Genomic DNA, 18,327 nt, shown 5'->3' with positions numbered 1-18,327 from the left:
TTTTTCACTATTTTACATGGCTGGTTTACACTCCAGCCGAATTCGAATCTTGAATCGCTCAATGTTGCGATAGCCATAGGCTCGTCTCTTAATGACTTTCACTTTGTTGTGTGTCCCTTCAATCGGAGCATTCGTGACCCGAAACGAAAAATAATTCTGAATCGACTCGCGCCATTGGACAACCGTTTTTGCAATCGACCGAATGGCAGCGGTGGGGGAAGTGAGATGCTCAGCAATCCATTGTTGGAGTGCTTCTTTCCCTGATTCTTCTGTATGAGCTGCATACACCGTTCTCATGTGCTGAAGGGCGTTGTAAAGGCGTTCTGGATGGGGATCTTGGGCTAACCAGACTTTTAATTCGTCCTGTTCCTCAGCTTTCAGTTTATCAGGAGAGGTATGGAGCAGACGTTGTTCATGCCTCCCCCGGCGATGGGTTCCCCGCGAATGGGTACGTTTACAAGCAGCTTCTAGCGATTTGGAGAAGAGCTGAATGACAAGGGGTGGAACGCCCTTTTTAAATGCAATTGCTGCTATAAGTCTCACCCTCCTTACTTTACCACCGGATTACGCACTTGGTTTTAGTGGCTCCTGTGGCTCCTCTTTTTAGAGCTGTTCTTAGATTTCTATTGCTTCATGGAACATCAATATTCGCCACCCCTTATTTTGAGATTTATTACATAATTAACCATAAGTTGTTATGCGGGTTTTTACCGACTGCAAAAAATGGAATAAAAAAACATCCTGACAGAGGATGTTTCATCAATCTAGGCTATATTTACTATGACCTAACAGGATGCTAGCCACCTAATTCGTTTTGGCTACCTATTCGCTTATTCAAATTTCCTAACCATCCAAACAGGGCTATGTATGTAAGGGTCTCGTCGTGTCGATTCATCAAATCGGCTAGAGAAAGGCAATATATCGTTTCTTCAATTCCTCTCTCTATTCTTCCCTTACCAAACTCATAAATAGCCATCTGATATCGAAACCGAAGATGTCGATCCAATCCGATTGCTTCTGTAAATTGATCGAAACTAGCAATTCGGGAGGCAAAGCGCTCTAAAATCCCATCCACGCAAAAATGGTAGGTGTTAGCGGATTTCATAATGGCATTTAAACCAGCAAGAACTTCAATGGTGGGGAGAATGTCGAGATAATCTGCATACTCTTCAATGATGCTTGTATTGCCAGACAACACCTCCAATGTGTAGGAGTTCGCCTTTGCCCATACTTTGAATCTTTCTACATCTTTACGTCCGTTTTCATCAAGTAATTCAAACCATCCTAAATCAGCGTAAACTTGCACATACTGCTTCGCCTCTTCATACAGTCCTTGCATTTCCAGTGCTGCGCCTTTATATAAATGTCCCATTCCGTAATAATAGACAAGAGGGCGCTCTGTTTTCAGGGGTTCCCCTTTTTTGTTTCTTTTTAACCTCTCCAATTCATGTATGCAAACAGTTTCTGCCAGAAGCCGTAACTCGTCACCGTACTCCCCTGATTTGTTCCACTTTTGCAAAGCATAACAAACCCGTGCTAATTGGAATAAAGCATCGAGTTGGTAGTTTTCAGGAAGCCGATTGCGATACGGAGAAAACCGAATCACATTCTCCCAATTTTCTTCTGCATTTGTCCCAAGTACAGCACGAAATAACCGATACTGACTCATCACAAAGTGGTCAGAAAAGCTATCTTTTTCATTCTCAATCACATATTCATAAAAGGGCACCGACTCTTTCAGTTGCCCTTTCTCATATAGTTGCTCTGCAAGGGCAAACAGAATCGAGATGTTTTTCGGATTCTCCAACAATAGAGAAACAGCAGTCTCTATGCAATCCCTTCGCCCAACCTCCACGCATCGAACCAAATACGGTATTAATCGTGGGCGCGAAATTCTCTGCTCTGACAAGCATTCTTCCGGGTATAATTCATATAACCAACCCTGCTCGCGTCCAAATACCTTGGTGAACGCATCTAATTGCCCTATGGTCATAGCCCGCGGCGGATTTCCATTAAGAATCTCACTCAAGCTACCAGGGTTAATGCCTGTTAATTCACTTAGCTTGCTTAATGTATAACCGTGCTTTCTCCGGCATTTTTCAATTTCTGACCGCAGCGACCGATGCATTGTCCCTTGCAGCCCCCCATAAAGAATCATCTCTTGGACCCGTCCTCCATTTTACTATTTTTAAAAATATACCACTTAGTCTTCTTATCAATTCGTAATCCAGTTCGAAACTATGATTCAAATATGTCAAGAGTCGGCAATTACCTAGATAGATAATAGGTTAATGGAGGGTTTTGGAGGCCTTGAGGTGTGAAGAAGGACTTACTTTTCCGTTTTCAATCTGTTTTGTGCAATGACAATATATTTATCCAATTGTTGGCTCACAGCCAAAACTTTATCATGTGAGAGACCGTACTTTCCCGCCAACTCCATCATTTCCCGTCGTAGCTGTTCGATTCTATTATCCAACTCTAAATGGCAACCGATTTCCTTTACCATGCCCCGGATCGTACACTTACTTTTAGGGGCTGATGCTGCGCCTCTTTTGGGGGAGTTTCCAGGATGGAAAGAAACATCCCTATCTAAAATATTCGCGATAGCAGTAATATCCAACGCCCCCTCTCTTTTACAATTTATTACATATAATTACTATACAGGGATGTGCAGAAATTCACCGACTAAGAAAAATTGAATAGAAAAAAAACATCCCATCGGAGGGATGTTTTTTCGGTTACGATCTATTTAACTAACTATTCCTTGAATCTCAATTCTCTAGGAATCTGTTCCATGCTCATACATAATTATACTGATGTTATTGGGCTTTTCTATGGATGGAGATCCAGTAAATATAGTTAAAACCATAACCACTGATAAAATAATTCTTTTCATAAGTTAAACCTCCCTTAATTTGTATATCCCCACCAAAATTTAGCATATAATGAGAGTTTGCGGATTTCCATCAAATTATTTTGGGAGATTTGCCCTCTTTCTGCCCGTTACAATGGATTGATATTGCTCGACTTGTGATGCAGACGCATACTGTCTATACTCTTCGAATAATGAGACGCATTTAAGAACATCCTCATACCGACTCACGGAATCTGCCAGAGAAAGACAAGTTAACGTTTCTTCAATTCCTTTCCCTATACGCCCTTTGCCCAATTCATAAATGGCTATCTGGTACCGAAACCGAAGCTGCCTGTCCAATCCAATAGCTTCTTTAAATTGACCAAAACTGGCAATGTGCGAAGAAAAGCGTTCTAATATCTCATCCACACAAAATTGGTACGTATTAGCTGACTTCATAATAGAAATTAAACCAGCAAGTATTTCATTCGTAGGAAGACTTTCAAGATAGTCTGCATACTCCTCAATGATGCTTGTATTGCCAGCTAGTACCTCTAATGTGTATATGTTAGCCTTTGCCCAAACCCTAAATCTTTCAACCTCTTGGTGCCCGACTTCATCCAGCAATTCAAACCATCCTAAATCAGCGTAAGCATGTACATATGGTTTCGCTTGTACATACAGCCCTTGCATTTCCAATGCTGCGCCTTTGAATAAATGTCCTATTGCATAATAATAGACCAAGTGACGTTCTGTCTCAGGCAGCTCACTCTTTTTTTCTCTTTTCAATCTGTCCAACTCATATATGTAAATCGTTTCCGCAAGATACCGTAATTCATCAGCGTACTGTTCAGACTTCTTCCATTTCTGCAAAGCATAAGAAACCCGCGCTAATTGAAATAAAGCATCCAGTTGATAGTGTTCAGGAAGCCTGTTTCGATAGGGGGAAAACCGAATAACTGCCTCCCCATTTTCTTCTGAATTAGTCCCGAGTGCAGCCCGAAACAATCGATACTGACTCATTACGAATTGGTCAGAATGTCCATCCTTCTCGCTATCAACGACAGCCTGATAAAAAGGGACGGACTCTTTTTGTTTCCCACTTTCATATAGCTGTTCCGCCACTAAAAAGAGGGTCGAAATATTTTTCGGGTTGTCCAACAATTTAGGAACAACCTCTTCTATGCAATCTTTCCGCCCAACCTCCGCGCATCTAACTAAATAAGGTATCAACCGAGGGCGCGATATTCTCCCCTCTGATATACATTCTTCCGTATACAATTCGTACAACCAACCTGGCTCGCGACCAAACACCGCCGCTAGCGCATCTAATTGACCAATGGTCATAGCCCGCGGTGGATTTCCGTTCAAAATCTCGCTTAAACTCCCATGGTTGATTCCCGTTAATTCACCTAATTTACTCAAGGTATAGCCGCACTCTCTACGGTGTCTTTCAATCTCTGACCGCAGCGACCAGTGCATCGTCCCTTGCAGCCCCCCCATAAAGAATCATCCCCTAATTTTTTCCTTTATTTTACAATAAAATTAGTTTTATTGGAAGTTTTAGTTTTATATTTTTTAACATTTCAGTAAACTAGTTCGTCACTTTTCGCACAATTCCTCCAATGTCTTGCGAATACAGCCTCGTAGGAAGAAGCGGATTTCCAGTCCTAGCGCCTCTGGAGCCCTCCCCAGCTCCGAAATAAATAGCGGGGGTTTTCAGCTTCAACCTCTGAAAAAACATCCTCGAAACTCTACTTTTGAAGCGCTCCCGCTATTTATTTCGGAGCGAACAGAACCCGCCCTCAGCAGGGCGTAGGCCGAAGCGTAGACTGGAAATCCGCTTCTTCCCTCCACTACGGCTACTCTATCCACATTGTAAAAAAAGCTCCGCCAATACATCTGGCGAAGCTTTCATTTTCATACTGTGCTTATTGCATAGCTACTTTCATAACCGCCCGAACGGAATCTGCCGATTTATCCAAGGCTGCTTTCTCAGCAGGAGTCAGATCCAGCTCGATGACTTGCTCGATACCATTTCCGCCCAAGAGAGTTGGTACGCCCAGGTAGATATCGTTGTAGCCATACTCGCCTTGGAGCAAAGCGATGGATGGCAGGATGCGCTTCTGATCTTTCAAGATCGCTTCTGCCATTTCTACCAGAGCTGCTGCAGGTGCATAGTAAGCGGAACCGTTGCCCAAGAGAGCTACGATTTCGCCGCCGCCTTTGCGTGTACGCTCTACGATGGCGTCCAGACGATCTTGTGGGATCAATTTTTCCAGTGGGATGCCGCCAGCGTAGGAATAACGCAAGAGTGGCACCATGTCGTCACCGTGACCGCCCAATACGAAGCCTGTTACGTCTTTTACAGATACATTCAGTTCCATCGCTACGAACGTACGGAAGCGAGCTGTATCCAGTACGCCGGATTGACCGATTACGCGGTGTTTCGGGAAGCCGGATGTTTTGTAGAATGTATAGGTCATCGCATCTACCGGGTTGGACAGGATGAGTACGATGGAGTTTGGTGCGTATGTTTTCACTTGCTCAGCAACAGAGCGCATGATGGCTGCGTTCGTTGCTACCAAGTCGTCGCGGGACATACCTGGCTTGCGAGCAATACCTGCTGTGATGATGACGATATCGGAGCCTTCGATGTCTTTGTAGTCAGAAGTACCTGTGATGCTAGCATCGAAGCCGAGAACGGGGGAAGCTTCCATCATGTCGAGTGCTTTCCCCTTCGTTGGGTTTTCCAATTGAGGGATATCGACCAAAACGATGTCAGCCAGCTCTTTTTGCGCCATGATGAACGCAGTTGTCGCTCCAGTAAAACCACTACCGATTACGGCTACTTTTTTTCTGCGAAATGTCATGCTGAATCCTCCTCGTCATGTTACAAGACTAGTTTTACACCACTTGCTTTTTGCTCCAGCATTTTGGAGAGGATTGTCCCAATGTGGGCCCCCGCCTCAACCGGAGAAGTACCTTGACGATGAATATTCGAGATCACTGTACGCTCTGATTCTACCATACCTTTGCGTGGACGGTAGCACATGTACGCACTCATGGAATGCGCCGTAACCAATCCTGGACGCTCTCCGATCAGGAGCACCAATACTTCTGGCTCCAAAATCTCGCCGACGTGATCCATGCTGGCTACGCGTCCGCCCTTGATAAAAAACGGAGTGCCGCAGGTCAGTCCGTAGCTTTTCAGAGAGTCCATCAGGGATGGAAGCACGTCTTTCAGGTTCGCATCCACCGCAGCGGCACTCAAGCCGTCTGAAACGACGATTTGTACCTGCGGTTTCTTTTGGCCGCGCTCTTGCAGCAAGCGCACGCCTTCCTCGGTGAGGATACGTCCCATGTCCGGGCGCTTCAAATAGTTTTCCGTGTTGTCATACTGTGTTTCCACTGTGAACAAGGAAAACTGATCGAGCACCGCTTGACTGACTTCACCATATACAGCATCTACAGCCGCAGCATGGTCGCGACGCAATTCGAGCATCGTCTTGGTCAAAGGTCTCACACCTGCACGCCAAACTCCGATGCGCGCTGGCGTGCTGGACAGCAGTTCATCCAAGCCTTCCTTGTACTTCGGATTCGGTACATGGGATGTTCTCTCTGGTTCTTTCGATGGAGCAAGTTGCTCATTCACCACTGGAGCTTGCGTCGGAGCCGTCGTCGCATTCGCTACCGGCTCTGCCTTTGGTTCCGATCTCAGTTGGATCAAGCCTGTCTCTGCTTTTGGTGACGGAGCTTGTTCGCTAACCTCACCCAGCTTCTTTTGCAGCTCTGCTACTACTTTATCTACCAAGAAATCTAATTGTTGTTCCATCCGTCTTTCACCTCCTGATCTTACATGAAGATTGTCGGATCGCCTGCTTTTGCAGTCAGCCTACCGTTTTCCATGATGCCCATTTTCTCCAGCCATTTTTCAAAATCAGGAGCAGGGCGCAGTCCCATTACTTCACGGAATGCGGCAATATCATGGAAGCTCGTCGATTGATAGTTGAGCATGACATCGTCTGCCATAGCTACCCCGATGACGAAGTTAACGCCTGCCGACGAGAGCAAGATACCGAGATTGTCCATGTCGTTTTGATCGACCTTCATGTGGTTCGTGTAGCATACGTCACAGCCCATCGGCAAACCGTGCATTTTACCCATGTAATGGTCTTCCAGACCCGCGCGGATAACTTGACGGCTGTCGTACAAATACTCAGGTCCAATGAAGCCAACTACTGTGTTCACGATAAACGGATTGTACTTGCGAGCAAGTCCGTAGCAGCGCGCTTCCATCGTTACCTGGTCCATGCCGTGATGCGCCTCGGAAGACAGCTCAGAGCCTTGACCTGTCTCGAAATACCAGAAGTTCGGTCCATAGGAAGTACCCTCTTTGCGCATCAGCTCGTCTGCTTCATCCAACAGCGCTACATCTATACCAAATGCCTTGTTTCCTTTTTCACTACCCGCCAAACTTTGGAAGATCAAGTCTGCTGGTGCCCCATTACGGATGGCACGCATTTGAGTAGATACGTGAGCCAATACGCAGTTTTGGGTCGGGATATCGAACTTGGTCATCACGTCTTTGGTCATGTTCAAAATATCTTTCACGCTGTCCGCTGTATCGATAACCGGGTTAATCCCGATTACCGCATCGCCAATACCGTAGCTCAATCCTTCATACAGGGATGCCTTGATGCCTTGTACGTTATCGGATGGATGGTTCGGCTGTACACGAGAAGCCAATACGCCTCTCTGACCGATTGCCGTGTTGGCATGCGTCACAACTTTGATCTTGGACGCAGCCGTAATCAAGTCGAGGTTGCTCATGAGCTTGGCGGTTGCTGCGATCATTTCACTGGACAAGCCGCGGCTGATGCGCTTGAGTTCATTATCGCCTGCTTGATGGCTCAAAATGTACTCGCGGAGTTCTGCTACACTCCAGTTTTTGATTTCGTTGTAAATTTTTTCGTTGATGCCTTCTTCGATCACACGGGATACTTCGTCTTCTTCTGCCGGAACCATCGGATTGTTGCGGATGTCCGCCAGCGTCAGATCAGCCAAAACTTGCTTGGCAGCTACACGTTCCCGGGAATCAGCAGCGGCGAGACCAGCCAGCTGGTCGCCTGATTTATCTTCATTAGCCTTCGCGAAAACTTCTTTCAAATCGCGAAATTGATAGGTCTGTCCAAGCACAGTCGTTTTCGTGTTCATCACGTCCACCCCTTCTTACGTTACGGCCTCTCATCAAACGCGAGTGTTTTGACGACGACGGGAATGATCGTTCCCGAGATCGGCTCACCGAGATCGATGTAATCGCCGTATTCCACACGCACCTGATCGATGCAAATGATTTCCGGTGCCCCTTTGCAACGCAGCGCCAAGGCCTGCCCAAGCGCTTTTGCCATATCTGTTTCACAGATGACGACCATCGTTTGACTCTCAGGGAAAGTTGCCCGGTATTGCTCCGACAGCTCCTGGGACAGCGTCTGCAGCAGAGCGTACGAGCAGTACCCGATGCCGGAGATCGCGAGTGCGAAAGGAATCCCTGTCGTTTTTTCAAACAGGCGCTCACCCAGTTGGTAGATCGAAGCCACTTCCTGTCGCAGTCGTGTGGCATCTGCCAATTGTTCTTCGGCAAGCTCCAGCTTGAGAATCGGAATATTTTTGATCGGCAACAGCTCCGGCTTGATATGCACGGTTGAACCACTAATCTCCGTGCTCTGCATCCCCGCGCCAATTACCGTTGCCCGTACCGTTTGATCCGGGTCTAGCCACTGTACCGGATACGTCCCTTTTTCGCGCTCCTGCTGGAGTACATATCCGAGCAGTGGTCCAAAATCGCCATATCGGCTCGCATCCGAAATATTTTTGACGGGAGGTCCGCTCATAAGCAGACCCACACCGCCTGAGACAGTCAATTCGTCAACAGGGATGGCATCGCGCAAATGCGGCCCCACTACGAGCAAGCCTGATACTTGGCGCTCTTTGCCCGTCAAATAATCGAGCATACTGCGTCCCAGCTGTTCGGCAACCTCTGTGAGCTGCGCGAATCCGATTTCCTGTCCGACTTGAATACGCAGTCCTTTTGCCGTCAGCCATTGTTGAATGTTCGGCGACACGTATTGAACGACACCTTGCGGACTGAGACGGATCAGCCTTCCTCCGACGTGGAACGTAACCGTTGCAATCGCTCGGCCACGTTGGAAGTAGGCGGCATTCGCTGTTCCTCCGCCAATATCGACATTGACGATTACACCCTGCATGGCTTGTGAGCGTTTTTCTGCGCCAGCGCCCTTGCCCGCCAGCAGGCCTTCGAGGTCAGCACCTGCTGTCGCTACCACGAAATCCCCGGAGCGTTCAGCCAGCAGATGAACGATATGCTGTGCGTTCTTTTTGCTGGCTGTTTCTCCGGTAATGATGACCGCCCCGGACTTGATTTGAGACAAGCTGATCTGTGCCTTGTCGTACTCGGCTGCAAGAATCGCTCCGATTCCGTCAGCGTCGATTTCATCAAATCCGATGAGCGGTGTGGAATGTACTTCACTCGCATACAGCAATTGTCGCTCCACGATCTGATAACGCGGCAGCGAAAACGTGCTGGACATGCGACCCAATCGCAATCGGCTGACGATCATTTTGGTCGTGCTTGTTCCGACATCGATTCCGACGCTTTGGATCCATTGTTCGTCCATATGAACCTCCTTGAACCATTGGCGTGCCAGACGGGCTTACGAAAAAACGCTTGAACAGCCGGTTCCTTGCTCCCGGTCTGATTCAAGCGCCTTTGCTCTCTTCGTATCTACTTGTCACTGCTTTTTATGATAACGTCAGTACTAGCCTTGCGTGAAAATGGCCTGCTCGCCCGACAAAATTTCCTCTGCCAGCTTCACAAGCGGCATGCGCCGTTGCATGCTTACTTGCTGCATCCATTTGTAAGCCGCATCCTCTTCCAAGGATAGGGCACTCATCAGCTTTCCTTTTGCCTTTTCCACTGCCTTGCGATCCTCGATCTTTTGCTTCAGATCATTGATATCCTTCTTCAGTGAAACGACTTTTTCCTTTTGACTGAGTGCGATTTCAACTGCGGGAATCAAGTCATCCTCCGACACCGGCTTCACCAAGTAAGCCGTCACACCCGCTTTTCTGGCATCCTGGACGAGTTCCTTTTGGCTATAAGCCGTCAAGAGAAGAATGGAACTGTCTGAAAAGGAACGAATGATACTGCTTGCCTTGATTCCATTCAAGACAGGCATTTTCACATCCATGATGATCAGATCGGGCTTGTGACGATGGGCCTGTTCGACTGCCTCTTCTCCGTTTTTCGCCTCGGCAACCACTAAATACCCTTCATTTTCGAGCATCTCGCGCAAATCCATGCGAATAATCGGCTCGTCATCAACCACCATAATCTTCGGCTGTGTCATCTTCATCCTCCTTTTGGATCGGATAGAGTATGGTAACCTCTGTTCCGTTCCCAGTATTGCGGAAATGCATCGTGCCTTCGAGGTCTTCCCTGACCAGTGTATCGACAATTTTCAGGCCGAGATGGCCCTTTTTGTGGATTTGCTCCATGTCCTCGATGCCCACCCCGTCATCTGTCACAGACAGACTAACGAAGTCTTCCTTGGCGACGAGTGCAATGGAGATTTTCCCTTCTTGCTGCTCATGAAAACCATGAATCATGCAATTTTGAATTAGCTCGGTGACGATCAAGGCAAACGATGTTGCTTTGTTGGACGGCAGATACACCGATTCGCCCGTCACCACGACGTGTATAGCTTGCTCAGAACGCCTCATCGAAGAGACGATTATTTTCGATATTTTGGTTAAAATCTCTTTGAAGTCAATCTGCTCCAGACCATCCTGTGCCAAGTATTCGTGAATAATGGCGATGCTGTTGATGCGATTGATGCTTTCCCGATATACCTTTTCAATCTCGTTGGACTGCGAACGCCGCATTTGCAGACGCAGCAGGCTAGAGATGGTTTGCAAATTGTTTTTGACCCGGTGGTGAATCTCTTTAATCACCGCGGATTTGATCATTAATTGCTTTTCTTTTTCCCGAATGTCCGATATATCTCGCAGGAGAATGAATCCCCCGATGATGTCTTGCTTGCGGACGGACGAAACCGCTTTCATCATGATAAAATGTTTGCCTTTTGACAGCTCCTCCTGAATATAACCCCCGTTGCGCACAAAATTTTCCGGGGTAACTCTCCAGGAAAAAATACGTTCGATGCTCTCACCCTTTTCCGGCCGTTCAAAGCCAATCAAGGAGAGCAGCTTGTGGGCACGGCCATTGGCGTACGTGATAACCCCACTCTGATCAAACAAAATCATGCCCTCGTGCAACAGCGACGATATGGGCAGATCAGGCACAGCGAACTGGATGAGCGTCTCACTTAAATGCTCCGTTGTTTCCTTGAGCATTTCGACGTTCTTTTCCTGTTCCACCTGTTTGGATATATCTTGTTCAGTTATCAAGGTCCCGATTGTTTTTCCAACCGCATTCGTGATGGGTACGACGCTTTGTCGCATCACGACCTGCTCCTGTGAAACCCCACGTGAACCGATGACAGGCTTGCCTGTAGTCAGACAATACATAACAGCCGGCTCATTAATCGCCGTCGCCAAATGCCCTACGACCGATCCACTGTACATAGAGCGTGCCGTACTCGGTGCAGCTTGTGCGACTACCATCGCAGCGCTCCGATCTACCGTCGGACAGTCAATAAACATGTCCGCTTGAGACAGATCAGCAAAAATCTGAAGCTTGGAAGCCAGATCCTCCACAATCCGAATGTCGTCATCACTCAACGTCGTGGACGCTTTGCACACTTCTCGTATTGATTGCATGTGAACCTCTTTTCACCTGCTAGGAGTTGATATGACCTCATTTTCTCACAGACACGCTGCGGCGGAAAGGGGTGTAATACTGGTTACTCTCGCTTACTCGTTGACAATTTCTTGCAAATACGCTCGCAATTCTGGCACTCCCTCACTCGTGAGCGAGGAGGTCCGGAAAATTTTCGCATTGCCGAGCGATTGACGCAGAAATTGTTCTGCCCTCTCCACATTTGCATCAGGATGATCCATTTTGGTAATGACCCCGATGCACGATTGCGGAAACCCTTGTGAAAAGCCAGGAGGGAAATAATTGCGCTCCCTTGTTGCATCCTGCACCATCACAATGATCTTCGCCTCAAGAGAGGTCGCCATAAGCGTGCGGTAAAACATCGGGTTTTCGCTGTACTCACCCGGAGTGTCAATCGCCCAGTCCCGATATTCGAGAGCTTGTGTCTTCCTGGCAGGCTGTTCGTCATTGAACAGCGCCCGCACCAGAGAAGACTTTCCTGCTTCGATTGCACCGATAATCATTACACGACCGGTCATGATTTCGTCACCAATGCCGGTGTAAACCGCAGTTTTTCGCTCAGTACCTGATTGACCGCTTCGACTGCCATCTCAACAGCGGATACATCTCCTACGACAATCAGTGAACCTGTAAAACGATCGAGAAACCCAAGCTCGACGCCAGCAGCCTTTGTCGCAATATCCGCGGCAATAATAGCTGTTTCGGTAGGCGTCAAAGTCAAAATGCCGATGGCACCGGCCTCATTGATACCTAGCTTGGTATAGAGCATTGGGTCAGGGTTTGCGATTACATGAGCCAACGTGACCTGTTTCCCCGGTACGAATTCCTGAATGACTCGTGAACGTTCCTGTTCCATTCCTATTCCTCTCTTCCTGCGGCACCCGGCACCTCAAACGAATCCACGATGCCTACGATGATCGCATCGATCGGCACACTGGTGCCGGAGAAAAGGATTCGGGCAGGCGTCCCACGAGAGACGATAACCTGCTCCCCGATTCCCGCACCGATCCTGTCCGCTGCGATAACGGTTTGTCCGCCTTCTTCGCCACGCCAATCAATCGGCTGAACCACCATGAGCTTGAGATTTTCCATACCTGCTTCTTTTTGCGTGGCCCAGACGCTGCCGATCACTTTTCCCAAAAACATGCGATCACCCTTTTCCTAAATAGCTGACCGTAATGCCGCGTTCTCTCATGCTGTCATAAGCAAGCGGAGAAACAATTGCACCTTTTTTCACGATCAAAGTCGTATCGCGAAGCTCAGGCTGAGATCTGATCCAATCCGCTGTCAACAGCTTCCCGGAAAAGACGGCTTCTTGCTCATCCAAAGGAGTCAATGTCGGTTGTTCTGTCTTCGTAGTCTCCACTTTTTGCAGCTGAGACTTGAGCTTGGAAACTACGCGATCAGCCAGACGGCGTTGCTCCGCAAACTCCACACCCAGCTCTTTCATGCTCTCAACATGACGGTTGAACAGCTTTTCATAAGCAGGTGTCAGTGTCAATGTTTGCAGGGTACGGCGGTCTGCGCGCTTGATCCCTGGCACATCGGAACCAGCGATGACGAATTTGCCCGTCACCAACGCGGAAAAGACGATTTCCGCTTTGATTGTTCCTTTTAGACCGGAAGCAATTCTCGCTGCATTATCCAAATCGATTTCAGGAATCACGATACCGACATAATCTTTCGGCACTTCCAACGGGGCAGGAGCGTACTCATCTGCTGTAAGAATTTTGCCTGCTCCCCCACATTCGATCTTGTGCATTCCCAACCAGGAAGAGGTTTCTCCGTCCAGGAAGAGAATGTCATGGCAGATCCCGTGGTTTTTCAGTTGGATAAAATGATCCTGAAACGCCTCATGAGCCTGGCTGTCGCAAAAAACGTACAGGACACGAGGCGCTGCGCTGCTTTGCTTTTCTGTATTCATCGATTGCAAAATTTCTTTTGTAATCGACGCCACCATTTCTCTGATGTCCATCAAGCTCAACCTCCGTTAGCCGGAGTAAAATTGCCCGTTCTTGCCGATCACTTTTACCCGGTCGCCCGTTTTCAAATTAGCGGCATTACCTTCATCCGTATCAACGTGGAAATCAAGTGCAAACTGCGGATGTACACGAACGACTACATCTGGATAGATGATAGGACGATCGCTTTGAGTCGCCAGGATCAGCGTATCGCCATCCTTCACTTGATATTGCTCGGCATCTGCTGGGGACATATGAACGTGGCTCTTCGCTACGATTACGCCTTTGTCCATTACAACAGTCCCTTTTGCCGTTACAAGTACCATACCTGGTGTTCCTTCAATATCTCCAGACATACGCACAGGGGCATGAACACCTACTGCAAAGCCGTCTGTTCTGGAAATTTCCACTTGTGTCGCGCCACGAGCTGGTCCCAAAACGCGAACCCCGTGAATGCTGCCTTTCGGTCCCACGATGGTGACTGTTTCCTGGCAAGCAAACTGGCCCGGTTGCGACAAATCACGCATTGGCGTCAATTGATGTCCGGCTCCGAAAAGCTTCTCGACATCTGCTTGCGACAAATGAATGTGACGGTTAGATACGCCCAAAGGAATTTCTCGCACTGCCTCGGCAGCTTGATTGGTGGAAGGCTGCTGGTGCTGATCAACTTGTTTCACTTGAATCCCTCTTCCTTTCAAGAAATCTGCCGCTGCTGGTGTTATTTTATCCCCTTTCTCAACGAGAAAGGGGTTTGGGATACCTGACTTATGCATTGCTCTCAAGGATGCTTCTGTAATCACTGCCATAGGGATTTATTACCCTTCGAGTTTAGGCAGGATCAATTCAATGTCTCCATGAGGGCGTGGGATTACGTGTACAGATACGAGCTCTCCTACTTTTTCAGCAGCAGCGGCGCCTGCGTCTGTGGAAGCTTTTACTGCACCTACGTCACCACGTACCATAACAGTCACGAGACCGCCACCTACGTGTACTTTACCAATCAGTTTTACGTTTGCTGCTTTTACCATTGCGTCAGCAGCTTCAACTGCTCCGATCAAACCTTTTGTTTCTACCATTCCCAATGCGGACATTTCTCCAGCCATTTTTGTATCCTCCTTAATTATATCTCCAAGATTTTAGTGTTTTACGACATTAAGACGTCATTTCTGTTAACACGGATTTGATGATGTTCTTGATCTCATCACGGCTCAAGCCAACGTTCATGGAAGAGACAGCTTGTAGAACAGCTTCTTCCGCTTGTGTCGCAGGAGCTTGTGGTGCTGGCGTTGATTGTGGCATTTCTTTGATGCCAAATGCAACACGCTTGATGTTGAACATATGCTTCGCACCGATGTTATCGGAAGTGATGTTGCCCCCTAAAGAACCGCATCCAAGTGTGAACGCTGGTTGTACGCCAGTCGTTGCACCAATTCCTCCGAAGGTCGTACCCGTATTTACCGGAATTCTAGATGCTGGCATTGCTTGACCATACGCTGCGATGACATTCTCATCCTGGGCGTGAATACCCGCTGTATGTCCAAGACCACCATGCTCCAGCAATTCGCGGCAACGGGCAAACGCTTCGCTGTCGCCGTGAACAGTGTAGAGGGCAAGGACCGGAGCCAGTTTTTCAACGGACATCGGATATGCTTTGCCTACATTGTTCTCCTCCGCAATCAGGACACGCGTATCAGCAGGGATGGTAATACCCGCCATTTGAGCGATCACATGCGGAGAGCGGCCAACGATTTTCGCGTTCAGCGAGCCGTTAATCGTGACGATGGCAGCTACCTTTTCCTTTTCTTGCTCGTTCAGGAAGTAGGCGCCTTCACGCTTCAGCGCAGCAATCAATTGGTGTTTGGCGGATTCCTCCACTACCAATGCTTGCTCAGAAGCGCAGATCGTACCATAGTCAAACGTTTTGCTCTGCACGATGCGCTTGGCAGCAGCAGCAAAGTCCGCACTGTGGTGGACGTAGACCGGAACGTTACCAGGTCCTACACCGTAAGCAGGCTTGCCTGAGCTGTATGCTGCGCGTACCATCGGCGTTCCGCCAGTCGCGAGAATCAAATTGGTCAGCTTGTGCTTCATCAGCTCGTTTGTCGCTGGAAGCGTAGGCTTGGTAACGCAATGGATCAAGCCTTCTGGTGCTCCAGCCGCTACTGCCGCCTGTGCCATCAGTCGCGCTGCTTCCAGCGTGCACTTGGCTGCCGACGGATGCGGGCTGAAGACAATCGCATTTCTCGCCTTGAGGGAGACCATCGATTTATAGATAACCGTGGACGTTGGATTGGTGGAAGGCACGATACCAGCTACGATTCCGAATGGCTGCGCCACTTCCCATACCTTGTTCTCTTCGTCCTTACGGATGATGCCAACCGTTTTTACATCTTTCACAGATGCGTACACATCTTGCGCAGCAAACAGGTTTTTCATTCGTTTGTCTGGGATGTTACCAAAGCCTGTTTCTTCTACCGCCATAGCTGCGAGTCGATCTGCATGCTCCACGCCCGCTTTGGACATGGCTTCGATGATTCTGTCGACTTGTTCTTGGCTGAAAGTAGCGAACTTGGCCTGTGCTTCCTTCGCTTGTGCGAGGTAGGTACGCACTTCCTGTATGGAATACAGATCAGCGTCGAGTGTCATTAGGCTTTGTCACCTCCGCCTTGTTTCTCTTCCAACAGACGAATGAGATCTTCTTTCTTCGCCATGTTGATTTCGTTCGTTGTCAGCGGGAAGTCCGCATACGAACGCGCCATTTTGCGCAGATCATTGATAGACTGATCCTGCAATTTGGTCGCTGGCACTTGGGCCGACTCTGCCTTACCCTCTTCTTTCACTTCCGGTTTCAGCAGGTTTTTCAGCATTTTTGGTACATTTTCGTCAGGACGTGGAATGACGTGTGAGTGCAGCAATGTTCCGACACGTCTCGCAGCTTCAGCACCAGCATCTACAGCTGACTGTACGGAGGAGACATCTCCGATTACATACACGGTAACGATCCCTGCGTCCGCGCCTTCATAAGAGACGACTTTGACGTCTGCGGCTTTGGCAGCAGCGTCTGCGGCAGCGATGAGAGCAGGCAAGCCCAGCGTCTCGATCATGCCGAGTGAATATGTTGTAGCGCGCATTTACATTACCTCCCCTTCAAGAGGGAAAATCCCTATTATCGTTTGACAGGCTGTTGGGCGACACTTCTTACGGCATCGGCAAAAGCATCAGCGGCTGCCGTGCATGCCGACTGGCTGCCAGTGAGTAGCGCTCCCCCAAAGTTCGTTTCTGTCGGTGGACCAAAAAATTGCACCATTTGTACATCTGCAGCCTTGAGGGCGGCATCAATACCATACATGGCCTCCAGCGGCGGAGCGATCAAGTAAGCAAGCGGCTCACCTTCGCGGATTCCGGCGGTTTGAGACAAGTAGCTGCCCGTCCGCGACACAACATGGGCGTAATACGCATGCGTCCCTTCATCATTCAAAGAGTAAAAGCATGCTCCGCTTTCCATAAATGCAACGGCTGCATCCAGTCCGCTCTGCACCTCCGATGGCGTCGCGCCTCCGATCATCCCGATGAACTCGCCGGACAACGGTCCAGACGCATGGCCTGAGCCTGCATAAAACGACTTGGCATACACAACTTCCACCGCTGCCTTTTTGGTCGCTTCGTCAATGGCCGTGTACCCCACATCGTCAATCGTGGAGGTCAAAAGACCCAGACTTCGGATATGAGAAGGCAGGTTCAGCTTCTCCGCAAATTGAGGATCGACATTGGGAATCAGTCGGATCGCAAGCGGCGTCGCTCGAATTGGTTTTTCCATGCGTGTCACTCCTTTCAAGACAACATCCCTGATCAAAAGTAAAAAAAGGTGCCTAAACACGAAAAAATAAGATCCGTGTTCAAGGGCACCTTTGCCTTTTGATTATTCACTTGTGGGTAAAATTACACGCGATTTACGTGCTCTTTTACCTGTCTCTAATGTAGAACAAGGCAGGGAAAAATGCAAGCGTTTTCGGCATTCCGTCACTTTTCCATATTCCGGTCATATTACGGACACAAGCCCCCATTATCTTTGGGGTGTAGCCGAGACGGGCAAGCCCGAAAGCAAGGCTTACAACAATTTACAGATCTTCAAGGAGGAATTTTACAATGAAAAAGAAAATGGCAATGGCAGTAATGGCTCTGGCAGTATCCGCAATGGCAGGTTCCGCGTTTGCGGCAAGTGACACAACGAAAACATCGGGTACCGCTGTACCCCTTCAGGTGGTAAACTTCGATGATGCTCAAACGATGGCGAAACCGATTATCAATCTGGTAGATTTGGCAAAGGAAAAGGGCATCTCCGTAGAAGAATTGATCGAACAGATGAAAAAAGAAGGGAAATTCACAGAAGCTACTACCGTTTCCTTCAAAATCGATGATAATGGCAAAATGTCCGTCTTCATGCAAGAGGCAACCAGCCTGGAACAATTGGCAAAAGAGAAAGGAATCAGCGTAGAAGAACTGATCAAGCAGCTTGAAAAAGAAGGCAAGATCACAAAAGCTCAGCAAATCTCAGTACCTGCTATCAAAAAATAGGCTCACCATTCAAGCATACACAAAACCTCTGACGGGAGACTGCCAGAGGTTTTGCT

Annotated in this window: 19 protein-coding genes and 1 pseudogene; 1 reads left to right on the top strand and 19 read right to left on the bottom strand. The window is 48.4% G+C overall.

Annotated features, from left to right (window positions below; all coding sequences use genetic code 11):
- Window positions 1-12: 12 nt before the first annotated feature.
- The 19 genes and pseudogenes from FB479_RS14775 to eutL form a co-directional block, all read right to left on the bottom strand.
- Window positions 13-495: pseudogene (locus FB479_RS14775) on the bottom strand (ISL3 family transposase); the annotation flags it as partial.
- 301 nt (window positions 496-796) lie between these two features.
- Complete coding sequence (locus FB479_RS14770) at window positions 797-2,158, bottom strand: helix-turn-helix domain-containing protein (RefSeq protein WP_142065808.1); 1,362 nt, start codon at window positions 2,156-2,158, stop codon at window positions 797-799.
- Between the two features lie 171 nt (window positions 2,159-2,329).
- On the bottom strand, window positions 2,330-2,620 hold the full coding sequence (locus FB479_RS14765) for an aspartyl-phosphate phosphatase Spo0E family protein (protein WP_007720084.1): 291 nt from the start codon (window positions 2,618-2,620) through the stop codon (window positions 2,330-2,332).
- Between the two features lie 351 nt (window positions 2,621-2,971).
- Entirely contained in the window at window positions 2,972-4,357 is a 1,386-nt protein-coding gene (locus FB479_RS14760; RefSeq protein WP_142065807.1) for a helix-turn-helix domain-containing protein, read from the bottom strand.
- Window positions 4,358-4,785: 428 nt separating this feature from the next.
- Entirely contained in the window at window positions 4,786-5,727 is a 942-nt protein-coding gene (gene mdh / locus FB479_RS14755; RefSeq protein WP_142065806.1) for a malate dehydrogenase, read from the bottom strand.
- Between the two features lie 20 nt (window positions 5,728-5,747).
- Window positions 5,748-6,689: an ethanolamine ammonia-lyase subunit EutC gene (gene eutC, locus FB479_RS14750; protein ID WP_142065805.1), complete on the bottom strand. Its 942-nt coding sequence runs from the start codon at window positions 6,687-6,689 to the stop codon at window positions 5,748-5,750.
- Window positions 6,690-6,709: 20 nt separating this feature from the next.
- Window positions 6,710-8,071 (bottom strand): ethanolamine ammonia-lyase subunit EutB, encoded by a 1,362-nt coding sequence (locus tag FB479_RS14745; RefSeq protein WP_106654904.1) that lies wholly within the window; start codon window positions 8,069-8,071, stop codon window positions 6,710-6,712.
- Between the two features lie 20 nt (window positions 8,072-8,091).
- A complete protein-coding gene (locus FB479_RS14740) occupies window positions 8,092-9,552 on the bottom strand; it encodes an ethanolamine ammonia-lyase reactivating factor EutA (RefSeq protein WP_142065804.1) in 1,461 nt (486 codons plus the stop codon).
- Window positions 9,553-9,693: 141 nt separating this feature from the next.
- Window positions 9,694-10,290 (bottom strand): ANTAR domain-containing response regulator, encoded by a 597-nt coding sequence (locus FB479_RS14735; RefSeq protein ID WP_429780242.1) that lies wholly within the window; start codon window positions 10,288-10,290, stop codon window positions 9,694-9,696.
- The gene (locus tag FB479_RS14730; protein ID WP_142065803.1) at window positions 10,256-11,716 is read right to left on the bottom strand and encodes a sensor histidine kinase; all 1,461 of its coding nucleotides are present in this window, start codon (window positions 11,714-11,716) and stop codon (window positions 10,256-10,258) included. The genes FB479_RS14735 and FB479_RS14730 overlap by 35 nt, the downstream gene beginning before the upstream one ends.
- Before the next feature lie 93 nt (window positions 11,717-11,809).
- On the bottom strand, window positions 11,810-12,253 hold the full coding sequence (locus FB479_RS14725) for a EutP/PduV family microcompartment system protein (RefSeq protein ID WP_142065802.1): 444 nt from the start codon (window positions 12,251-12,253) through the stop codon (window positions 11,810-11,812).
- Window positions 12,250-12,591: an ethanolamine utilization microcompartment protein EutS gene (gene eutS / locus FB479_RS14720; protein ID WP_007720097.1), complete on the bottom strand. Its 342-nt coding sequence runs from the start codon at window positions 12,589-12,591 to the stop codon at window positions 12,250-12,252. Before eutS ends, FB479_RS14725 begins: the two co-directional genes overlap by 4 nt.
- Window positions 12,592-12,593: 2 nt before the next feature.
- A complete protein-coding gene (locus FB479_RS14715; protein WP_007720099.1) occupies window positions 12,594-12,881 on the bottom strand; it encodes a EutN/CcmL family microcompartment protein in 288 nt (95 codons plus the stop codon).
- A 4-nt stretch (window positions 12,882-12,885) separates the two neighbouring features.
- On the bottom strand, window positions 12,886-13,710 hold the full coding sequence (locus FB479_RS14710; RefSeq protein WP_106654906.1) for a hypothetical protein: 825 nt from the start codon (window positions 13,708-13,710) through the stop codon (window positions 12,886-12,888).
- A gap of 15 nt (window positions 13,711-13,725) precedes the next feature.
- Window positions 13,726-14,502 carry a phosphate propanoyltransferase gene (gene pduL / locus FB479_RS14705; protein WP_106654907.1) on the bottom strand — a complete coding sequence of 259 codons (777 nt, stop codon included), beginning with the start codon at window positions 14,500-14,502 and terminating at the stop codon, window positions 13,726-13,728.
- Between the two features lie 9 nt (window positions 14,503-14,511).
- The gene (gene eutM, locus FB479_RS14700; protein ID WP_047069988.1) at window positions 14,512-14,799 is read right to left on the bottom strand and encodes an ethanolamine utilization microcompartment protein EutM; all 288 of its coding nucleotides are present in this window, start codon (window positions 14,797-14,799) and stop codon (window positions 14,512-14,514) included.
- Window positions 14,800-14,848: 49 nt separating this feature from the next.
- A complete protein-coding gene (locus FB479_RS14695; RefSeq protein ID WP_142065801.1) occupies window positions 14,849-16,342 on the bottom strand; it encodes an acetaldehyde dehydrogenase (acetylating) in 1,494 nt (497 codons plus the stop codon).
- Window positions 16,342-16,827, bottom strand: a complete 486-nt coding sequence (locus tag FB479_RS31170; RefSeq protein WP_106654909.1) for a BMC domain-containing protein — start codon at window positions 16,825-16,827, stop codon at window positions 16,342-16,344. Before FB479_RS31170 ends, FB479_RS14695 begins: the two co-directional genes overlap by 1 nt.
- Before the next feature lie 35 nt (window positions 16,828-16,862).
- Window positions 16,863-17,513, bottom strand: coding sequence for an ethanolamine utilization microcompartment protein EutL (eutL, locus tag FB479_RS14685; protein ID WP_142065800.1), 651 nt, complete (start codon window positions 17,511-17,513; stop codon window positions 16,863-16,865).
- A gap of 329 nt (window positions 17,514-17,842) precedes the next feature.
- On the opposite strand from eutL, the gene FB479_RS14680 reads away from it, so the two are divergent.
- Window positions 17,843-18,271: a hypothetical protein gene (locus FB479_RS14680; protein ID WP_106654910.1), complete on the top strand. Its 429-nt coding sequence runs from the start codon at window positions 17,843-17,845 to the stop codon at window positions 18,269-18,271.
- The last annotated feature ends 56 nt before the right edge of the window (window positions 18,272-18,327 follow it).

Origin of the sequence: Brevibacillus sp. AG162, assembly GCF_006715575.1 — a bacterium.
GTDB classification, from domain to species: domain Bacteria; phylum Bacillota; class Bacilli; order Brevibacillales; family Brevibacillaceae; genus Brevibacillus; species Brevibacillus brevis.
This window is presented reverse-complemented; position numbering and strand designations above follow the sequence as displayed.

Excerpts from the sequence above, each read along its gene's own strand:
- FB479_RS14770 (WP_142065808.1), bottom strand. The coding sequence starts at position 2,158 with ATGATTCTTTATGGGGGGCTGCAAGGGACAATGCATCGGTCGCTGCGG.
- FB479_RS14760 (WP_142065807.1), bottom strand. The coding sequence starts at position 4,357 with ATGGGGGGGCTGCAAGGGACGATGCACTGGTCGCTGCGGTCAGAGATT.
- mdh (WP_142065806.1), bottom strand. The coding sequence starts at position 5,727 with ATGACATTTCGCAGAAAAAAAGTAGCCGTAATCGGTAGTGGTTTTACT.
- eutC (WP_142065805.1), bottom strand. The coding sequence starts at position 6,689 with ATGGAACAACAATTAGATTTCTTGGTAGATAAAGTAGTAGCAGAGCTG.
- FB479_RS14745 (WP_106654904.1), bottom strand. The coding sequence starts at position 8,071 with ATGAACACGAAAACGACTGTGCTTGGACAGACCTATCAATTTCGCGAT.
- FB479_RS14740 (WP_142065804.1), bottom strand. The coding sequence starts at position 9,552 with ATGGACGAACAATGGATCCAAAGCGTCGGAATCGATGTCGGAACAAGC.
- FB479_RS14735 (WP_429780242.1), bottom strand. The coding sequence starts at position 10,290 with ATGAAGATGACACAGCCGAAGATTATGGTGGTTGATGACGAGCCGATT.
- FB479_RS14730 (WP_142065803.1), bottom strand. The coding sequence starts at position 11,716 with ATGCAATCAATACGAGAAGTGTGCAAAGCGTCCACGACGTTGAGTGAT.
- FB479_RS14725 (WP_142065802.1), bottom strand. The coding sequence starts at position 12,253 with ATGACCGGTCGTGTAATGATTATCGGTGCAATCGAAGCAGGAAAGTCT.
- eutS (WP_007720097.1), bottom strand. The coding sequence starts at position 12,591 with ATGGAACAGGAACGTTCACGAGTCATTCAGGAATTCGTACCGGGGAAA.
- FB479_RS14715 (WP_007720099.1), bottom strand. The coding sequence starts at position 12,881 with ATGTTTTTGGGAAAAGTGATCGGCAGCGTCTGGGCCACGCAAAAAGAA.
- FB479_RS14710 (WP_106654906.1), bottom strand. The coding sequence starts at position 13,710 with ATGGACATCAGAGAAATGGTGGCGTCGATTACAAAAGAAATTTTGCAA.
- pduL (WP_106654907.1), bottom strand. The coding sequence starts at position 14,502 with ATGGCAGTGATTACAGAAGCATCCTTGAGAGCAATGCATAAGTCAGGT.
- eutM (WP_047069988.1), bottom strand. The coding sequence starts at position 14,799 with ATGGCTGGAGAAATGTCCGCATTGGGAATGGTAGAAACAAAAGGTTTG.
- FB479_RS14695 (WP_142065801.1), bottom strand. The coding sequence starts at position 16,342 with ATGACACTCGACGCTGATCTGTATTCCATACAGGAAGTGCGTACCTAC.
- FB479_RS31170 (WP_106654909.1), bottom strand. The coding sequence starts at position 16,827 with ATGCGCGCTACAACATATTCACTCGGCATGATCGAGACGCTGGGCTTG.
- eutL (WP_142065800.1), bottom strand. The coding sequence starts at position 17,513 with ATGGAAAAACCAATTCGAGCGACGCCGCTTGCGATCCGACTGATTCCC.
- FB479_RS14680 (WP_106654910.1), top strand. The coding sequence starts at position 17,843 with ATGAAAAAGAAAATGGCAATGGCAGTAATGGCTCTGGCAGTATCCGCA.